Origin of the sequence: Pseudomonas sp. NMI542_15, assembly GCF_021283425.1 — a bacterium.
GTDB lineage: Bacteria > Pseudomonadota > Gammaproteobacteria > Pseudomonadales > Pseudomonadaceae > Aquipseudomonas > Aquipseudomonas fortuita.
In genome coordinates, this window is sequence record NZ_JAJSRO010000032.1 from 37,650 (window position 1) to 56,304 (window position 18,655).

Consider the following 18,655-nt stretch of genomic DNA (forward strand, 5'->3'; position numbering starts at 1 on the left):
TCTTGAAGGGCAATTTAGGCCGTTGCGCAATACGCCGCTTATCATCGGACGACAACGGTTTTTCAGTTCATGACAGCGCCCCCGGTTTCAGTGCCGGGGCGCGGCTGGCATGGCTCAGAACGCCGAAATACCGCCATCCACGGCGATCGCCTGGCCGGTCATGTAGCTGTTTTCACGGGCGCACAGCATCAGCATGGCCGCCACGATTTCGTCGGGGGTACCCAGGCGCTTCATCGGCGAGCCCTGGGCGAGAAACGCCTGTTCCTCGCCCACATCGCTCCCGGTAACCATGGGCGTGGCGCTGTAGAACGGGCACAGCGCATTGACGCGGATGCCTCGGCGGGCGTATTCGACCGCTGCGGTTCGGGTCAGCCCGACCACCGCATGCTTGGCCGCCGCATAGGCGGCCAGCTTGGGCGCACCGCCGAGCCCGGCCATGGAGGCGATGTTGAGGATCACCCCGCCGCCTTGCGGCAACATCTGGCGCAGCTGTTGTTGCATGCAGAAGAAGACGCCCTTGGTGTTGACCGCGTGGCTGCGGTCCAGCTCTTCTTCGGTGGTGTCGACGAAGCGCTTCATCGGCATAAGTATCCCGGCGTTGTTCACCCCCACATCGAGGCGGCCGAAGGTGGCCATGGCCGCGTCCACCAGCGCCTTGACCTGCACCTCACGGGTCACGTCGCACGGCACCGCCAGCACTGTGGCGCCGGCCTCGCGCAAGGTGCCGGCCACCCGCTCCAGGCCCGTCACGTTGCGGTCGCCGAGCACCAGGTGGGCGCCCAACCCGGCCAGGCGCTCGGCCAACAATGCGCCAAAACCGCTGGCGGCGCCGGTGATCATCACCACCTGGTTGCGATAGCTGTCCAGGTTCATCCGGCCACCCCCGGCGCGGTACGGGCGAGGATCTTCTTCGCCAGGCTCATGCGGTGCACTTCGTTGGGGCCGTCATAGATGCGGAAACTGCGCGCATCGCGGAAAATCCGCTCGACGATCGACTCGCCGGTAACGCCCTGCCCGCCGAGCACCTGCACACAACGGTCGATCACCCGCCAGATGGCCTCGGAGCTGAGCACCTTGGCCATGCTCGACTCGAAGTTGCCGCGCTCGCCCTGGTCCAGTACCCAGGCGCAGTGCCAGATCGACAGGCGCGTGGTGTGCAGGTCCATATCGTTGTCGGCGAGCATGAAGCCTACGCCCTGATGCTCGCCCAGCGGCTTGCCGAACGATACCCGGTGGTTGGCGTAGCGGCAGGCTTCGTCATGGGCACGACGGGCCTGGCCGAGCCAGCGCATGCAATGAGTCAGGCGCGCCGGGGCCAGGCGCACCTGGGCGTAACGGAAACCTTTGCCCACTTCGCCCAGCACATCGCTGGCGGGAATGCGCAGGTTGTCGAAGCGCAGCACCGCGTGGCCGCCGGCGAAACAGCTGTCGAGCGAGTCCATCATGCGCTCGAGGATGAAACCGGGGCGGTCGGTGTCGGTGAGGAACATGGTCGCGCTGCCGTCTTCCATGCGCGCCATGATGATTGCCACTTGCGCGCCTTCGGCACCGGTGATGAACCACTTCTGGCCGTTGATGATGTAGTCGTCGCCGTCGCGTACGGCCTGGGTGGTGAGCATCGAAGGATCGGAGCCGGCGCCCGGGCTTGGCTCGGTCATGGCGAAGCAGGAGCGGATCCGGCCCTGCACCAGCGGCTTGAGCCAGCGGTCTTTTTGCGCAGGCGTTGCCACTTGTTCCATCAGGTGTATGTTGCCTTCGTCGGGGGCATGGATGTTCAGGGCTACCGGCCCAAGCGGCGAATAGCCGGCCTCTTCAAAGATGATCGCCTTCTCGATGTGGCTCAGTCCCAGCCCGCCCATCTCACGCGAGGCATGCGGAGTCAGCAGGCCGTGTTCACGGGCGCGCTCGATCAGCACCTGGCGCAGCTCGGGCGACGGACCGTGGGGGGTCTGGCGCCGGTCGCGCTCCAGGGGGATGACGACGTCAGCGACGAACTGCCGTACTTTGGCTTGCAGGGCAGTCAACTCGGCAGACAGGGCGAAATGCATGGCGGTATTCCTTAGCAGGGTCATCAGGGTCAGGCGAGCAGGCGACGTGGGTCGATGGAGGCGTGCACATGCTCCATGACGGTCTGGTCGATCGTTGCCTTGGCAGGGTCGTAGGCTGAGTAGTTGAGGGTGCGGATGTAGGCACGCAGCGCCTGCGGGCCCGCCATGTCGATGTCGACGATGTTCAGGCAGGCCGGGTCTTGCTCGAAGGCAGCCAAGGCACCAAGGCCGGCGCCGCAGGCCCAGGCCAGAAGAATGCGGTTGACCGCATCGTGGCTGACCAGCAGCAGCGCGTTCCAGTCAGGTGCTTCCAGCAACTGCTGGAAGCTGCCCAGCACGCGTTGCTGGAACGCGGCCCAAGGCTCACCGCGCAAGAAGGCTGCGTCGGGGTGATCGGCGAGCTGGTAGGCCTGGGCCACTTCACGGTGCAGGTATTCACGGGGGATTTCCCGCAAGCGGCCGGCACGGATCTCACGAAACCCGGCGTGCTCTTCCACAGGCTGGACGCGGCCGCCCAGGAGCTGGTCGAGGGTTTGCCGGGTGCGCGGGTAGTCTGAGCACACGGCGCGGTCGAATGGCGTGTGCGCCAGCACCTGCCCCAGCGCCTGGGCCTGGGCTACGCCGTTGGCCGACAACGCCACGCTGCGCGGGTCGAGGGGACGGCCGCTGGTGTCGAAGTAGTCGACATGGCCATGGCGGACCAGGTAGCAGCGGCGGCGGCGCACCGGCTGGGCAGGCTGTTCAGTCATGGGCCAATACCTTGGGGTTGGTGATGCTCAGTTGTGCACGGTTGATGGTGCGCAGTGCCGCCAGCAGGTGGGCGCGGGGCTCGCCGGCCTGGTCGAAGGCACCCAAGCGAATACGCTGGGCGAGTTCGCTGCGGGCTTGCTCGAGCGAGGCCTGGCCTTGCACCAACCCGGCCATAGCCTGGCGTTCGATGTCGGCACAGGCCGCACCCTGGGCAGCCTCGCGGCTGGCGATCAGCAAGGCGCTGGCCACCATCCGCGCCTCGTAGTGCAAGTGTGCCGGCAATGCGGGCAACAACTGTCTGAGCAGGGCGTCACGCGCCGTCAGCAGCAAGTCCTGGGCATCGGGCGGGTTCATGCGCGGCCTCCTTGGGTGAGCAACAGCAGTTCCTGTTCGAGCTCGCTGACCATGCGCCCGGTCAGCGCCAGTTCCAGCGAGCGTTGCTGGCCTGAGGCATGGCGTTCGGCCTGCTGCAGGGCGATCACCGCCCAGCGCAGGTGGGCCATGACCTGCCAGAAACGCAGCGTTTCGCTGTCCAGGTCGAGTGGCGAGACGCTGCGGTAGCCGGCGAGCAGGTCGTCCAGGCGGCCGATGCCGCCCGCCGCCAGGTCCGGCCGGGCAAACCGCCAGCAGCGTGCGGTGAACCAGCCCAGGTCTTCGCGGGGGTCGCCCCAACCGGCAAATTCCCAGTCCAGCACGCCGCAGAGCTCACCTTCCTCGACCATGTAGTTGCCTGTGCGGTAGTCGCGGTGGATCAGGCAAGTGGCAAGGGGGGCAGGCTTGTTCAGCTCGCACCAGCGCAGGCCCCATTCGATGATCGGGTGGCTACCCGGCAAGGCATCGAGGAACAGGCGGTACTGGTCGACGCTGGCCTGCACGGCATCGGCCACCGGTGCAGGCAGGAACGCCAGCGCCGATTGCGGCGGGCGCAGCTGGTGCAAGCGTGCGAGGTTGGCCCCAAGCGCCCGGCACAGCCCCGGGTCGCCCTCGGGGGCGCCTTGGCTGCTGGTCAAGTGGTGGCCGCCAGCGTGGCCGGCCAGGGCCTGCATGATGAAGAAATCGCGCCCGATCACTTGTGGCATCTGGCACAGCCACAGTGGCTCGGGCACCTTCACACCCACTTGGTGAGCGGCGCTGAGCACGGCGAACTCCTGCGCGCGGCTCATGCTGGCGGCCACGGCGGAAGCCGCATCGGTACGCAGTACCCAACGTTGCGGCACACCGGCAACCTCGGCCTTGATCAACCAGTTCTCCTGGATGGCGCCACCCGACAATCGCTCGCTATGGGTAATGCGCACCGGCTGGCCGTGAAGGCGCTCCTGTAAATAGGCAGACAGCACCTCATGGGCGTCTGCGACGTCGATGCGAGCACTGGATTGCTGCGCTAAATGACTGCTTGGCATGGTCGGTCCAACTCACTGTTCACGAGTGCCGTGGCTCTAAGCAAGATGGTTGCCAGCTTCCTATGAATTAAATATTCGCTTAAAAATCAATAAGTTGTATCTAATCTTTCAGCGCACTCAACGCCATTCAAATCAAACTTGAACAGCGCCATTGCACAGCTGAAACCGCCGTTCAATTCTGCACAGCAAGCCACTGCCCTCCCCCAGCAGAATTTCCCCGCGCCGGGCGTGCGCTCGGCTAGGATGTCTGGCCAAACCGATGGAACCTGCTAGCCATGCATCTTCCCGCGCTCAAACCGAACCAGCTTCGCCCGCCCGCCGAGCCGACCAGGGGGGTGGTGCGAGCGCGGCTGCTCGACCAGTTGGCCAACGCCCTGGACGAAGGCAGCGTCGTGCTCCTGCAAGCACCGCTGGGCTATGGCAAGAGCACACTGCTTGGCCAGTTCACCCGCAGCCTGGCCGGGCCTTGGGCATGGCTGCGCCTGACCCGCGCCGAGAACCAGCCACTGGCCCTGCTGCTGCACCTGCACGCTGCGCTGCAACTGCCTGCGCAACAACGCGATACACCGCAGGCCGAGCACCTGTGGAGCCTGATTCTGGCCGACCTGGAGGCCCGCCAGGCGCCGCTGACGCTGCTGCTCGACGACCTGCACCTGCTCAACGCCGCGCCCGCCTGGCAGTACCTGGACACGCTGCTGCATGACCCGCCGCCTGCGCTGCGCCTGGTCGCCGCCAGCGAAGGACCGCCCCCGCTGCCGCTGGCCCACTTGCGCCGCGAGGGTCGGTTGATTGTGCTGGGCGCCCGTGACCTGGCCCTGGACAGCGAAGAGACGCGCCAGTTGGCACAGGCCCGGGACGTCAACCTGGGCAGCGATGCGCTGTACCAGCTGCGCGCCGGCAGCGAAGGCTGGCTTAGCGGTGTGCTGTTCTGGTTCGAGGCCTACCGCGAGGCGCTGCACAGCACCGGCCAGGCCCCCGCTGACCTGCGCCCGATCACCCGCCAGGCCTATGCCCATGCCCGGCAGTTTCTTGAGGAAGAACGGCTGCAGCGCTTGCCCGTGCCGTTGCGGATATTTCTGGAACACACCGCCGTGGCCCAGGTGTTTGATGCAGGCCTTGCCAGCGAACTGGCCGCCGATGCCGACGTGCCCGCCGCGCTGCGCCAGCTGCAGCGCCTGGACCTGATCATCGAAGTCCCCCAGGGCAGCCACGCCGAGTACCGCTACCACCCTGCCCTGCGCAACAGCCTCTACCAACGCCTGGAACAACGCGACCCCCAACGCCTGCGCCAGCTGCACCGCCAGGCTGCCAGCTGGCTGCTAGCCCAGCGCCGCTACACCGAGGCGATCTACCAGTTCGGCCGGGCACGCGACCTGGATGCCGTGCTCAACATCGTCGACCGGCACGGTTTCGAGCTGCTGCGCGAGGGCAAGGTCAACACCCTGGTCGATGTGCTCGACGAGGTCGCTGGCCACGCTGGCAACGACAGCTTCACCTTGGCGGTGACCGAGGCCTCCACGGTGATGGTCACCAACGATATCGCCCAGGCCTGCCAGTGCCTGCACCAGCTACACGCCTTGCAGCGCCGCCAGGCAGTGCCGCGCCACCCCGAGCGGGTGCAGCAGACGGTAATGTTCTTGCGCAGCCGCCTGGCCTACCTGGGCGGCAACCTGGGGCACGCCCTGGCCCTCGCGGCGCGGGCACTGCAGCGGTTTCCCCAGCACAACGCAGCGCGCTCGGTGCTGTATTTCGACCGCGCCAACTGCCTGGCGGCGCTCGGCCAACTGGAGCAGGCCCACACCGAAGGCAGCCGCGCCCTACGCGAGCTGCAGGGCTTTGGCCTGAGCGGCTACACCAACCTGCTGCAACTGTTGCTGGCGCAGATCGAACTGGCCCAGGGTGCCAACGATGCTGCCTGGGCGCGCCTGCAAGGCATGGCCGAGCTGCCTGCCGCCGGCAGTTCGGGGCGCTTCTATGAACTGTTCCGCCACCTGGGCAAAGGCCTGGCACTGCTGCAAGCCAACCGCCTGGCCCAGGCACGCCAAGCCCTGGCCCAGGCCGAGGTGCTGGCACTGGGCTTCCCCCACAGCGCTGCGCTGCCCTGGGTGTTTCACCACCAGGCATGCCTGCACTGGGCGCTGGGCGAGACCGGCCAGGCCAGGGCACGCTGGGCAGAGGTACGCCGGCTGGCCCGCCAAAACCGTTTGCTTACCCTCTACCGCCAGGCCGGCGCCTGGCTCGCGCGCCTGGCCTTGCGCGACAATGACCAGGACTACCTGCCCGACTGGCTCGACCAATGGCACTGGTGCCGGCGCCAATATGGCGAGCAACTCTTACCGGAAGAGTGGCTTGCCTATGCCTGGGTGCAACGCCACCTCGGCCAGCGCGACAAGGCCTGGCAGATCCAGCAGAGCTTGCAGGCTCAAGCGCAGGCCCAAGGCAACCGCCGCCTGCTGGTCGACGCACTGCTGCTCCACGCTGCCCTGCTACAGGACCGTGGCGCCCGCGACGACGCCCTGCTCAGCCTCGAACAGGCGCTGCAACTGGCCTGCACCTACGGCTTCGGCCAACTGCTGCAGTATGAAGGTGACGTCTGCCTGGAGGCCCTGCGCCAACTGCTGCTGCCCCAGGTGCGCCAACGCCTGGGCCTGCAGGCCCCAGCGCCCTTGCGCGAGCACCTGAATGCCCTGTTCCGGCCATTGCTGGCAAACAAGGAAAACGTGGAAAGCGCCCTGATCGTGCCGCTCTCGCGCCGTGAGCTGGAAGTGCTGCAGCGCATGGCCCGCGGGCAGAGCAACGGGCAGATCGCCGAGGCGATGTTCATCAGCCTTAGCACGGTCAAGACCCACATCAACAACCTGTTCCGCAAGCTCGACGTGGCCGACCGCGACAGCGCCCTGTGTTCGGCGCGCGAACTGCAACTGCTGGGCTGACCTCCACCTGGCCCTCGCCGCGATTCCACCCGCCATTCCACCCCGGGGTGGACGCGGTGCCCGGGCCTGCCTGTTACAACATGCCGAGTCCACCCAGCCAGGAGTTCGGCATGCCCAGCTACACCGCCCCATTGCGCGATATCACCTTTGTTGCCCAAGAGCTGCTCGGCCTGAGCCGCCACTACCAACAACTGACTGGCTGTGAAGCCCCGGACGCGGCTACCTTCGCCGCCATCGTCGAAGAAGGTGCCAAATTCGCCGAACAGCAGCTGGCCCCGCTCAACGCCGTGGGCGACCAGCACGGCTGCCAGTGGCAGGACGGCAAGGTCACCACCCCGCCCGGCTTTGCCGATGCCTACAAACGCTTCGCCGACAACGGCTGGCTGGGCCTGGACAAGAACCCGGCCTTCGGTGGCCAGGGCCTGCCGCCGTCGCTGGGGTTCGTCAACTACGAGATGGTGTGCAGCGTCAACCACGCCTGGGGCATGTACGGCAACCTCGCCGGAGGCGCCATCAGCACCCTCAGCGAGCACGCTGACGAAGCCCTGCAGCAGCGCTTGCTGCCACCGATGATCGCCGGCCGCTGGGGCGGCACCATGTGCCTGACCGAAGCCCACTGTGGTTCGGACCTCGGCCTGCTGCGTACCAGCGCCAAGCCTCAAACCGACGGCACCTACCAGGTCAGCGGCAGCAAGATGTTCATCTCCGCCGGTGAGCACGACATGACCGAAAATATTATCCACCTGGTGCTGGCGCGCATCGAAGGCGCGCCGGCGGGGGTCAAAGGCATTTCGCTGTTCGCCGTGCCGAAGATCCAGGTCGATGCCCAAGGCCAGCTTGGCGCGCCCAACGGTGTGAGCTGCGGCTCCATCGAGCACAAGATGGGCATCCACGGCAACGCTACCTGCGTGCTCAACTTCGACAGCGCCACAGGCTACCTGCTGGGCGAGGCCAACCGTGGCCTGAACGCCATGTTCACCTACATCAACGAGTCGCGCCTGGCGGTGTCCCAGCAGGCCCAGGCTCACGCCGAAGCGTCGTTCCAGGGTGCCTTGGCCTATGCCCGGGACCGCGTGCAGATGCGCGCCACACCCCGCCTGCGCAGTGACCAGCCAGCCGACCCGATCATCGGCCATGCCGATGTACGGCGCATGCTGCTGACCCAAAAAGCCTTTGCCGAAGGTGGCCGCATGCTTGCCTACACCTGCGCCAAGGGCGTCGACCAGTTGCACCACGGCGCCAGCGCCGGCGTGCGCGAGGCGGCGGCACGCCGCCTCGCGCTGCTCACGCCGATTGCCAAAGGCTTCCTCACCGAAACCGGCAACGAGGCCGCGCAACTGGGTATTCAGGTATTCGGTGGCCACGGCTACATCCGCGAGTGGGGCATGGAGCAGATTGCACGCGACGTGCGCATCACCGCGATTTACGAAGGTACCAACACCATCCAGGGCCTCGACCTGCTGACCCGCAAGGTGCTCGCCGATGGTGGCGAAGCCCTGGGCGAACTGCTCAGTGAAATCGAAGACTTCACCCAGAGCACAAGTGCCCCGACCCACCTGGCCCAGGCCCTGCTCAAGCAAGTGATTGCCTGGCGCGAAGTCAGTGCCTGGCTGAGTGACGCCAGCGCAGGCGATGCCAACCTGATCGGCGCCAGCGCCTACGACTACCTGATGCTCAGCGGTTACACCCTGCTCGGCTACCTCTGGCTGCGCGCTGCGTGCGTGGCCGAACGGGCACTGGCTGCCGGCAGCGACGAGGCGGCCTTCTACCAAGGCAAGCGCGAGACCGCACGCTTCTACCTGCAACGCCTGCTGCCACGCGCCAACCTGCACGAAACGCTGATTCGCACCGGTAGCAACAACCTGATGGACATCAGCGAGGCCGCATTCGCCCGCTGATATCAGCGCGCCGGTCAAAACCCCGGCAAGCGGCGCTTTACCCTGTGGGAGCGGGCTTGCCCGCGAAGAAAACACCGCGGTGCATGGCACCGGCTTCGCCGGTGTTCGCGGGCGAGCCCGCTCCCACCGGGTCGGGCGTGCGCCCACGGCCCACTAACAGGAAGGTTACCCCATGCAACTCATCGACTATCGCCGCGAAAACCAACTGGCCCTGATCGGCCTGCGCCACGCGCCGGTCAACGCCCTTGGCCATGACTTGCGCCAGGCACTGATGCAGGCCTGCAGCCGGGCCGCTGCTGACCCCGAAGTGCAGGCCATTATCCTGCACGGTGAGCAACTGCCGTTCAGTGCCGGTGCCGACATCAGCGAGTTCGGCAGCCCACGCACCTGGGAGGCGCCGGCACTGCCCGAACTCCTCGATGCCCTGACCCGCATCGAAAAACCCCTGATTGCCGCCATCGACGGGGTGGCCCTGGGCGGCGGCCTGGAACTGGCCCTGGCTTGCAGCCATCGTCTGGCTACCGCCACCGCACGCCTGGGGCTTCCCGAAGTCCGCCTGGGCCTGCTGCCCGGTGCTGGCGGCACCCAGCGCCTGCCGCGCCTTATCGGCGTGGCCCCGGCGTTGGAGATGATGCTCAGCGGCGACCCGATCGATGGCCGCCAGGGCCTTGCCCTGGGTCTGATCGATCGCCTGGTCGAAAGCCGACAGGACTTACTCGAAGCAGCCTGCACTTTGGCTCGCGAGCAACTGGCCCAACCGGCCCTGCCAAGCGCCCCTGCAACACCTTTGGCCGACGGCCTGGAAAGCGACTTCTTCGCCAGCCGCGAGGCACAGCTGATCGCCCGCAAGCCCGGCCAGACTGCGCCCCTGCGCGTGCTCGCCGCGGTCCGCGCCGCCTGCGAGATGCCCCTGGCCGAGGGCCTGGCCCGCGAGCAGGTACTGTTCCGCGAAGCCCTGCAAGACCCACAGGCCACCGCCCTGCGCCACCAGTTCTTCGCCGAGCGCGAGGCGCTGCGCGTACCCGGCATCGACGCCAGCACGGCGCTGCGCGGCATTGACCGGGTAGCGGTGATCGGCGCCGGCACCATGGGCGCCGGCATCGCCATGAACTTTATCAACGCCGGTATCCCGGTACGCCTGCTGGAGCTCAAGCCCGAAGCGCTGGACCGGGGCCTGGCGCAGATCCGCAAGACCTACGAAGGCAGCATCAAGCGCGGCAAGCTTGGCGCCGAGCAGCTCGATCAACGTATGAACCTGCTGCAAGGCACCCTCGACTACGCCGACCTGGCCGACGCCGACCTGGTGATCGAGGCGGTGTTCGAGGACCTGTCGATCAAGCAGCAGGTGTTCCGCACCCTGGACCGGGTGTGCAAGTCGGGCGCGATTCTCGCCAGCAACACCTCGACCCTTGACGTCGACCGCATCGCCGCCTGTACCCGCCGACCGCAGGACGTGGTCGGCCTGCATTTCTTCAGCCCGGCGAACGTCATGCGCCTGCTCGAAGTGGTGCGCGGCCGGCTGACGGCGCCCGACGTGCTGGCCACCACGTTGCAGGTCGCCAAGCGCATCGGCAAATTGCCGGTGGTGTCGGGCGTGTGCTTTGGCTTCATCGGCAACCGCATGCTCGAACCCTATGCCCGCGAAGCCCACCGCCTGGTGCTTGAAGGCGCCTCGCCAGCCCAGGTGGACAAGGTCCTCACCGGCCTGGGCCTGGCCATGGGCGTGTTCGCCATGTACGACCTGGCCGGCATTGATGTCGGCTACCTGGTGCGCCAGGCACGGCGCAGTGAAATCGCCCACGACCCGAGCTACTTCCGCCTGGCCGACGAACTCTACAGCCTGGGCCGCTACGGCCAGAAGAGCGGGCGCGGGTTCTACCGCTACGAAGGCCGCGAACGCATCGAAGACCCGGAAGTGGAGCAGATTGCGGTGCAACTGGCGGCCAGGCTGGGCATCACCCGGCGCACCATCAGCGACGCCGAAATCCACGACCGCTGCCTGTTCATGCTGATCAACGAGGGCCTGCAGGTGCTCGATGAAGGCATTGCCCTGCGCAGTGGCGACATCGACCTGGTGTGGACCAACGGCTACGGCTTCCCGGCCTGGCGTGGGGGCCCACTGCACTATGCCCGCGAGCTCGGCCTGGACAACGTGCTGGCGGGCATCGAGCAACAGCGCGAAGCGCTCGGCGCCTATGGCCACATGTGGCTACAGCCAGCCCCGTTGCTGCGGCGCCTGGCTTCCAGTGCGAAGTTGCGCACGGCCAGCCTATGAGCCGTTCTCCCCTGTTCATCAAGGAACCCCGGACATGAAAGAAGCCGTCATTCTCTCCACCGCCCGTACCCCGATCGGCAAGGCCTTTCGCGGCGCGCTGAACAACACCCGCTCGCCGAGCCTGGCCGCGCAGGCCATCCAGGCGGCGGTGGTCCGCGCCAGCATCGCCGGTGATGAAATCGAAGACCTGATAATGGGTACCGCGATGCCCTCCGGCACCGCTGGCTGGAACCTGGGCCGCATGAGCGCGCTGGCTGCCGGCCTGCCGGTGTCGGTCAGCGGCCAGACCCTGGACCGCCAGTGCGCCTCCGGGCTGATGGCAATCGCCACCGCCGCCAAACAGATCATGGTCGATGGCATGCAGGTGACCGTCGGCGCCGGCCAGGAAAACATCAGCGCGGTACAGGCGCGTAACCTGGAATGGGCATTGGCCGAGCAGGACAGCCGCGTGATTCAACGTGTCCCACATGCCTACATGCCGATGCTGCAGACTGCCGAGCACGTGGCCAAGCGCTATGGCATCAGCCGCGACGCCCAGGACGCCTACGCCCTACAGTCACAGCTGCGCACCGCCGCCGCCCAGCGCAACGGGTTGTTCGAGACCGAAATCGTGCCCGTGACAGCGCAGCAGTTGATCAAAGACAAGCAGACCGGCGAGGTCAGTTACCGCGAGGTGACCCTGACGCAGGACGAAGGCAACCGCCCGCAGACACGCCTGGAGGACCTGACCGGCTTGAAACCCGTGCTCGAAGGCGGCTGCATCACCGCCGGCAATGCCAGCCAGCTGTCCGACGGTGCCAGCGCCTGCGTACTGATGAACGCGCGCCTGGCCGAGCAGCGCAACCTTGAGCCGCTGGGCCTTTACCGGGGCATCGCGGTGGCCGGCCTGGCCCCGGAAGAGATGGGCATTGGCCCGGTATACGCCGTGCCGCGCCTGCTCAAGCAGCATGGGCTGAAGGTGGGCGACATCGGCCTGTGGGAACTCAACGAAGCGTTCGCCTGCCAGGTGCTGTATTGCCGCGACAAGCTGGGTATCGACCCCGCGCGGCTGAACGTCAACGGCGGCGCCATCGCCATCGGCCATCCCTATGGCATGAGCGGTGCGCGGATGGTCGGGCATGCCTTGCTCGAAGGCAAACGGCGCGGGGAGCGGTTCGTGGTTGTGACCATGTGCGTGGGCGGTGGCATGGGTGCCGCCGGCCTGTTCGAAGTACTTTGACCAAGGGCCGACAGCATGCTTGCAAACACATTTTCCTTGACTGGCAAGACCGTGCTGGTCACCGGGGCCTCCAGCGGCCTGGGCGCGCATTTCGCACGCCTGGCCCAGGCTGCTGGCGCCCGGGTGGTGCTGGCAGCGCGCAGGGTCGAGCGCCTGCAGGCGCTGGCCGAAGCACTGCAGGCCAACGGCGGTGAAGCACTTGCCGTGGCACTGGACGTGACCCGCCGCGACAGCGTCGAGCAGGCCTTCGACCAAGCCGAGGCACGCTTTGGCGTGGTCGACGTGATCATCAACAATGCCGGTATCGGCGACCCCGGGCGCTTTCTCGATATGAGGGAGCAGGACTGGCAACGCATGCTCTCGACCAACCTCGACGGTGTGTTTCATGTTGCCCAGTGCGCAGCCCAGCGCCTGGTCAAGGCCGGGCAGCCAGGCAGCATCGTCAACATCGCCTCGATCCTCGGCCTGCGGGTCGGCAGCGGCCTGAGCCACTACTGCACGGCCAAGGCCGCCGTGGTGCAACTGACCAAGGCCATGGCACTGGAGCTGGCCCGCTACCGGATCCGCGTCAATGCCATTGCCCCAGGCTACTTCAGGACCGAGATGAACGAAGACTACTTCGACAGCGAGGACGGTCAGGGTTACATCAAAAACCACGTGCCGATGCGCCGCCTGGGGCAACTGCACGAACTGGACGGCCCTTTGCTGTTGCTGGCCAGTGATGCCGGCGCATTCATGACCGGCAGCATCGTGGCCGTGGATGGCGGGCACCTGGTAAACCCTCTGTAATGCCCCAATTGCTGTAGACAAGGAGCCTGTATGCCCGTCACCGCTTACCTGCCCCGCGTGGTTGCGCTGGTTACCCACCTGCATCGCCCCGCCGCTCCCAGCCGCATGGCGCAACTGATCGAGCAAGTAAGCGCCGACTACCGGCAACAAGCCCGTATAGAGGTCATCGAAACCAGCCTGGCCGACCTGCTGCCACTGGCGCGCAAGCTGGAAAGCCACCAGCAGGCAGACGTCATTCTGTGTTCCGGGGCTGCCGCCGATTACTTGCGACATCACCTGATTACCTCGGTGCGAACCCTGCACCTGGGCGAGTTCGACCTGATCCGTGCCCTGGTGCAGGCCCGCGACCGGGCCAGCCGGGTGGGTATCCTCAGTTTCGCCCAGCCGTACCCGGAACTGGCGGCGATGCAGGCGCTGTTCACCCTGCAGATTCGCGAACACACCTACACCAGCCTGGAGCAGGCCCGGGATCAGGTCGAACGCTTGGTCGCGGATGGCTTCGAGGTGATCATCGGCTCGCCAACGGTATGCCAGTTGGCCGACGCCGCGGGTGCCCAAGGCGTGCTGGCGCTGGATGCCGAAAGCCTGCGCCATACATTCGACAGCCTGGTGACCCTGAGTGCCAAGGCTGGTGAGCCCCCCACACACCGCCTGCCACGGCGCGGCCGTGAACAGCCCGATGCGCGCCCGTTCAAGGCGCGCCATCGCTTCGAGCAACTGCTCGGTGACGCGCCGGCATTTCGCGCCATCCTGAGCCTGGCTCAGCGCTACGCACAGGCCGACGCCACGGTGCTGATCACCGGCGAGAGTGGTACCGGCAAGGAGTTGCTGGCGCAAAGCATGCACCACGCCAGCCCGCGCCAACAGGGGCCGTTCGTGGCGATCAACTGTGCGGCGCTGCCCGAGTCGCTGCTTGAAAGTGAACTGTTCGGCTACGAGGACGGTGCCTTCACCGGTTCGCGCAAAGGCGGCAAGCCCGGCCTGATCGAGCTGGCGCACACCGGCACCTTGTTCCTCGACGAAATAGGTGACATGCCGGTGGCCCTGCAAACCCGCCTGCTGCGGGTGCTGCAGGAGCGCGAGGTGCTGCGTTTGGGCGCCTGCCAGCCGAAGGCAGTGGATATCCGGGTGATTGCCGCCACCCATTGCGACCTGCCCGCGCGCATCGCCGACCAGCGCTTTCGCCAGGACCTGTATTACCGCCTGAATATCCTGCGCCTGGCCGTACCGCCGCTACGCGAGCGGATCGCAGACATCGTGCCGCTGTTCAATGCCCTGCTTGCGCGCCACTGCCGAGCCAGGGGCTTGCCGCCTTCAAGTGACGAGCACGTGCAGCACATTCTGCCATTGATGCTGCGCCACCCTTGGCCGGGCAACATGCGTGAGCTGGAGAACATCGCTGAGCGCGCGGCCTTGTGCCTGAGTCCGCAGGGCCACGATGACAAGGTCGACTTGGCCACGTTGTTCCCGGAGTTCTTCGAGGCCGGCGCGGCTGCAGCGGCGAAGCTGCCCCATGCCGCCACCGACAACCTGCGTAGCCTGGGCAAAGCAGCCGAAACGGCCCATGCGCGTCAGGTGCTGGCTTGCTGCGACGGCGACATGGACGAGGCCGCGCGGCGCCTGGGGGTCAGCCGCAGCACCGTCTGGCGGCGGGTGCGCAGCTTGGCCTGACCGGTCGTGGTTCCGGTTTGCATCCTGCGCGTGGGCTCCTACAGTTTGAACGTAGCAACGCTGACGAGACCCCAGATGCGCAGCAATGAAGAAAGCGGCGCCGTTAATGCCAGCCGAACCTTGCCAAAGATCCCGCGCAGTGTCTGGGCGCTGGGCTTCGTGTCGATGTTCATGGACATTTCCTCGGAGATGATCCACGCCCTGCTGCCACTGTACATGGTCACCGTGCTCGGCACTTCGGTGGTTGCTGTGGGCGTTATCGAAGGTATCGCCGAGGCAACCGCCTCGATCACCAAAGTGTTTTCCGGCGCGCTCAGCGACCGGCTGGGCAAGCGCAAGCTGCTGACCGTGCTCGGCTACGGCTTGGGCGCGCTGACCAAGCCAGTATTCCCCATGGCCTCCGGGCTGGAGTGGCTGATCGCAGCACGTTTCGTCGACCGGGTCGGCAAAGGCATACGTGGGGCGCCGCGTGATGCGTTGGTGGCTGATGTCACGCCCCCCGAGTTGCGTGGTGCCGCCTTTGGCCTGCGTCAGGCGCTGGATACGGTTGGCGCTTTCCTCGGGCCATTGCTGGCGATCGTGCTGATGTGGCTGACCGCGAGCCACTTCCAGAGGGTGTTCTGGGTGTCGGTGATCCCGGCGTGGGGGGCGGTGTACATCCTCATCGCCTTCGTGCGCGAACCTGAAACGCCTGCCACGACACCGCCCGTGCGCGCACCGCTGGCGGTGCACGAACGGGTACGCCTGGGCCCGGCCTACTGGCGGCTGATCGGCCTGGCCACCTTGTTCACCCTTGCCCGCTTCAGCGAGGCCTTCCTGCTACTGCGCGCCCAGGACATGGGCCTGGCGCCAATGTGGGCGCCTGCGGTGCTGGTGCTGATGGCGCTGGCCTACTCGGTGTCGGCCTACCCTGCCGGGGTAATGTCGGACCGTCTGGGGCGCCGCGGCGTGCTGATGACGGGGCTGGGGCTGCTGATCGCCGCCGACCTGTTGCTGGCCCTGCTGTCTGGCTGGGCGGGGCTGGCCTTGGGGGTTGCCGCCTGGGGCCTGCACCTGGGCTTCACCCAAGGCATCTTCGCGGCCATGATCGCCGACAGCGCACCGGCCAACCTGCGCGGGACCGCCTTCGGCCTGTTCAACCTGCTGACCGGGGTGGCACTGCTGACGGCCAGCGTGGTGGCAGGGTTGTTGTGGGATGGTGCGGGGTTCCAGGCAACCTTCCTGGTCGGCGCAGGGCTTGCCAGCACCACCCTGGTGGGGGTGATGCTGTTACGTTGAGCATACCGGACTAGGCCAACGCCGGCTCCTGCTTGAGCAACGACCAGCCCCCGTGCCCATCCACCTCCAGCCGGTGAGTATGGAACCCCGCCAGTGTGCTGCGATGGCCAACACTGACCAGCAGCGCACCCGGCATTTCCGTGCGCAGCAGCGAATACAGGGCGTGCTCGAGCCCTTCGTCCATCGCCGAAGTGGACTCATCGAGGAACACTACCTGAGGCCGGTTGAACAGCACCCGTGCGAACGCCAGGCGCTGCTGCTCGCCCACCGAGAGAATATGCGACCAGTCGCAACTGACCTCCAGCCGCTCCGCCAGATGAGCCAGGTTGACCTGGCGCAAGGCCTGTTGCATACGTCCTTCGTCCTCGGGCTTGCTGGCTGCCGGGTAGGCGATGACCGCCCGCAAGTCGCCCAGCGGCAGGTAGGGGCGCTGCGACAGGAACAACGCCTGATGGCCTGGCGGGCGCCTGACCTTACCTTCAGCGTAAGGCCAAAGGCCCGCCAGGGCTCGCAGCAGGGTAGTTTTACCACTGCCCGACGGGCCCTTGATCAACAATGCCTGACCGGCGTGCAGGCTCAGGCCAAGGTCAGCGACAAGGGCATGCCCGTCTGGCCGCAGCACCTGCAGATCAATGATTTCCAGCCCATGCTGCTGAGTCTCGAGGGTGACACGCGGCAAGGCGCTCGCCTGCTGGTTGGCATCAAGAAAACTGGTCAGACGGTCGAGGGTGGCCCGGTATTGAGCGAACGCATCGTAAGATTCGCGGAAGAACGACAATGAATCCTGCACCTGGCCAAAGGCCTGGGCGGTCTGCATCACGTCACCCAACTTGATCGCACCGCTGAAGAAGCGTGGCGCCTGGAGTATAAACGGGAACACCACGGCAACCTGGCTAACACCCAGGTTGAAACCACTGAATTTCAGGTTCCGGAACACCAGCGCCCAGGCATTGACGATCAAGGCGCCAAAGCGGCCCAGTAACGTGCCACGCTCCACCGAGGCGCCTTGGTAGAAGGCAATGTTCTCGGCATTCTCGCGCAGGCGCATCAGCGCATAGCGAAAGTTGGCGGTGAGTTTTTCATTGAGGAAGTTCAGACGGATCAACGGGCGCCCCAGGCGGAAGGCAATCCAGGTGGCAACGATGACATACAGGTACACGGCAAACACCATCGCCCGGGGGACTTCCACACCGGCAACCGCCAGCGGTGCCGACAGCGACCAGAGGATCCCGGTGAAGGCCACCAGCGACACCAGTGCACTGACAGCACCCAAGGCCAGGGTGACCGAGTTGGTGACAAATGCATTGGCATCCAGTTCGATACGCTGGTCAGGGTTGTCCACCGGCTCGGCCAGAAACTGACCACGGTAGTAGGCATCGCCATGCATCCAGTCGTGGGTCAGACGCTCGGTGAGCCAGACCCGCCAACGAATGCTGAATGCCTGGGTTACATAGAAGGTGAACAGCGAACGCAGTACATGGATGGTGGCCAGTACGGCAAAGACGCCGAGCATGTACCAGAAAGCGGATTGATCCAGGCCTTGCAAGGCACTGTAGAAGCCGTTGTACCAGAACGAGAACAGTACGTTGAGGCGCACCGAGAACAGCGTCAACACCAGCAACAGCGCAAACACCAGCAGTGGCCGCCAACTGCGCCTGAAACTGAAGTAGGGCCCGGCAAGCTGCCAGAACTGGCTGCCCCAGCGCGTGCAACGTACAGCCAGTGTCGCGGCAGCGGTAAAGCAGACAAGGGTGATGAACGAAGCGATTGCCAGCCATCGCAGGCTCTCTTGCAGGGCCTGGTGCCAGTTCATGTCCATGGTGGGTATCCGTGCTGAGTATTTCCGCGAGCGTAGCATTGCCCTACGTTTCATCAGGCATAGATGACGTACATTTCATGATCCTGACCTGTTGCCACAGACCCTGCAGGAGCGGCCTTGTGTCGCGATCGGCGACTTACCACAGACCCCTGTAGGAGCAGCCTTGTGCTGCAAAGAGGCCATTGCAGCCGAAGATAATCTTTAGCCTTACCGGCCTCTTCGCAGCACAAGGCTGCTCCTACAGGGGTTCGGGCAGGGCTGATTTTTTTTGCCCACAAAGACAAAACCCCTACCTGCATGCGCAGATAGGGGTTTTGCGAAATGAATCTTGACGATGACCTACTCTCACATGGGGAAACCCCACACTACCATCGGCGATGCATCGTTTCACTGCTGAGTTCGGGATGGGATCAGGTGGTTCCAATGCTCTATGGTCGTCAAGAAATTCTGTAGCCAGAATGTCCAGATGGACAGCCCAGCGAATTCGGATATGCGATATTTGTGGTTCGTTGCGAACTTTCGGTTCGTATCATCTTCACCACCGCAATCTGCGCTAGCAAATTGCTTGGGTGTTA

The 18,655-nt window shown here is 65.7% G+C and carries 13 protein-coding genes and 1 rRNA gene; 7 read left to right on the forward strand and 7 right to left on the reverse strand.

Going from position 1 to position 18,655, the window contains the following annotated elements; all coding sequences use genetic code 11:
* Positions 1–114: 114 nt before the first annotated feature.
* Genes LU684_RS28380 through LU684_RS28400 form a run of 5 tightly spaced genes read right to left on the reverse strand, consistent with a single transcriptional unit; the run spans position 115 to position 4,198 of the window.
* Positions 115–873: an SDR family NAD(P)-dependent oxidoreductase gene (locus LU684_RS28380; protein WP_232895280.1), complete on the reverse strand. Its 759-nt coding sequence runs from the start codon at positions 871–873 to the stop codon at positions 115–117.
* Positions 870–2,048: an acyl-CoA dehydrogenase family protein gene (locus LU684_RS28385; protein ID WP_016485850.1), complete on the reverse strand. Its 1,179-nt coding sequence runs from the start codon at positions 2,046–2,048 to the stop codon at positions 870–872. The genes LU684_RS28380 and LU684_RS28385 overlap by 4 nt, the downstream gene beginning before the upstream one ends.
* Before the next feature lie 29 nt (positions 2,049–2,077).
* Entirely contained in the window at positions 2,078–2,797 is a 720-nt protein-coding gene (locus tag LU684_RS28390) for a histidine phosphatase family protein (protein ID WP_016485849.1), read from the reverse strand.
* Entirely contained in the window at positions 2,790–3,152 is a 363-nt protein-coding gene (locus LU684_RS28395; protein WP_016485848.1) for a DUF6285 domain-containing protein, read from the reverse strand. Before LU684_RS28395 ends, LU684_RS28390 begins: the two co-directional genes overlap by 8 nt.
* Positions 3,149–4,198 (reverse strand): phosphotransferase family protein, encoded by a 1,050-nt coding sequence (locus LU684_RS28400; protein WP_095114673.1) that lies wholly within the window; start codon positions 4,196–4,198, stop codon positions 3,149–3,151. The genes LU684_RS28395 and LU684_RS28400 overlap by 4 nt, the downstream gene beginning before the upstream one ends.
* A gap of 275 nt (positions 4,199–4,473) precedes the next feature.
* Here LU684_RS28400 and LU684_RS30550 point away from each other — a divergent pair, with 275 nt between their 5' ends.
* The 7 genes from LU684_RS30550 to LU684_RS28440 all read left to right on the forward strand — a co-directional run bounded on the left by LU684_RS30550 (position 4,474) and on the right by LU684_RS28440 (position 16,261).
* Positions 4,474–7,131, forward strand: a complete 2,658-nt coding sequence (locus LU684_RS30550) for a LuxR C-terminal-related transcriptional regulator (RefSeq protein ID WP_016485846.1) — start codon at positions 4,474–4,476, stop codon at positions 7,129–7,131.
* A 110-nt stretch (positions 7,132–7,241) separates the two neighbouring features.
* Positions 7,242–9,029 (forward strand): acyl-CoA dehydrogenase C-terminal domain-containing protein, encoded by a 1,788-nt coding sequence (locus tag LU684_RS28415; protein WP_232895281.1) that lies wholly within the window; start codon positions 7,242–7,244, stop codon positions 9,027–9,029.
* 172 nt (positions 9,030–9,201) lie between these two features.
* Positions 9,202–11,304 carry a 3-hydroxyacyl-CoA dehydrogenase NAD-binding domain-containing protein gene (locus LU684_RS28420; RefSeq protein ID WP_024717595.1) on the forward strand — a complete coding sequence of 701 codons (2,103 nt, stop codon included), beginning with the start codon at positions 9,202–9,204 and terminating at the stop codon, positions 11,302–11,304.
* 34 nt (positions 11,305–11,338) lie between these two features.
* Positions 11,339–12,523: an acetyl-CoA C-acyltransferase gene (locus tag LU684_RS28425; protein ID WP_016485844.1), complete on the forward strand. Its 1,185-nt coding sequence runs from the start codon at positions 11,339–11,341 to the stop codon at positions 12,521–12,523.
* Between the two features lie 15 nt (positions 12,524–12,538).
* Entirely contained in the window at positions 12,539–13,312 is a 774-nt protein-coding gene (locus LU684_RS28430) for an SDR family NAD(P)-dependent oxidoreductase (protein WP_191087455.1), read from the forward strand.
* A 30-nt stretch (positions 13,313–13,342) separates the two neighbouring features.
* Positions 13,343–14,983: a propionate catabolism operon regulatory protein PrpR gene (gene prpR, locus LU684_RS28435; protein WP_016485842.1), complete on the forward strand. Its 1,641-nt coding sequence runs from the start codon at positions 13,343–13,345 to the stop codon at positions 14,981–14,983.
* A gap of 75 nt (positions 14,984–15,058) precedes the next feature.
* Complete coding sequence (locus LU684_RS28440) at positions 15,059–16,261, forward strand: MFS transporter (protein WP_232895282.1); 1,203 nt, start codon at positions 15,059–15,061, stop codon at positions 16,259–16,261.
* 10 nt (positions 16,262–16,271) lie between these two features.
* Here LU684_RS28440 and LU684_RS28445 read toward each other — a convergent pair whose 3' ends face one another.
* A complete protein-coding gene (locus LU684_RS28445; protein WP_232895283.1) occupies positions 16,272–18,080 on the reverse strand; it encodes an ABC transporter ATP-binding protein/permease in 1,809 nt (602 codons plus the stop codon).
* 326 nt (positions 18,081–18,406) lie between these two features.
* Positions 18,407–18,522 (reverse strand): 5S ribosomal RNA (rrf, locus tag LU684_RS28450).
* Between the last annotated feature and the right edge of the window lie 133 nt (positions 18,523–18,655).

Coding starts and splice junctions, on each gene's coding strand:
- LU684_RS28380 (WP_232895280.1), bottom strand. CDS start 873: ATGAACCTGGACAGCTATCGCAACCAGGTGGTGATGATCACCGGCGCC.
- LU684_RS28385 (WP_016485850.1), bottom strand. CDS start 2,048: ATGCATTTCGCCCTGTCTGCCGAGTTGACTGCCCTGCAAGCCAAAGTA.
- LU684_RS28390 (WP_016485849.1), bottom strand. CDS start 2,797: ATGACTGAACAGCCTGCCCAGCCGGTGCGCCGCCGCCGCTGCTACCTG.
- LU684_RS28395 (WP_016485848.1), bottom strand. CDS start 3,152: ATGAACCCGCCCGATGCCCAGGACTTGCTGCTGACGGCGCGTGACGCC.
- LU684_RS28400 (WP_095114673.1), bottom strand. CDS start 4,198: ATGCCAAGCAGTCATTTAGCGCAGCAATCCAGTGCTCGCATCGACGTC.
- LU684_RS30550 (WP_016485846.1), top strand. CDS start 4,474: ATGCATCTTCCCGCGCTCAAACCGAACCAGCTTCGCCCGCCCGCCGAG.
- LU684_RS28415 (WP_232895281.1), top strand. CDS start 7,242: ATGCCCAGCTACACCGCCCCATTGCGCGATATCACCTTTGTTGCCCAA.
- LU684_RS28420 (WP_024717595.1), top strand. CDS start 9,202: ATGCAACTCATCGACTATCGCCGCGAAAACCAACTGGCCCTGATCGGC.
- LU684_RS28425 (WP_016485844.1), top strand. CDS start 11,339: ATGAAAGAAGCCGTCATTCTCTCCACCGCCCGTACCCCGATCGGCAAG.
- LU684_RS28430 (WP_191087455.1), top strand. CDS start 12,539: ATGCTTGCAAACACATTTTCCTTGACTGGCAAGACCGTGCTGGTCACC.
- prpR (WP_016485842.1), top strand. CDS start 13,343: ATGCCCGTCACCGCTTACCTGCCCCGCGTGGTTGCGCTGGTTACCCAC.
- LU684_RS28440 (WP_232895282.1), top strand. CDS start 15,059: ATGCGCAGCAATGAAGAAAGCGGCGCCGTTAATGCCAGCCGAACCTTG.
- LU684_RS28445 (WP_232895283.1), bottom strand. CDS start 18,080: ATGGACATGAACTGGCACCAGGCCCTGCAAGAGAGCCTGCGATGGCTG.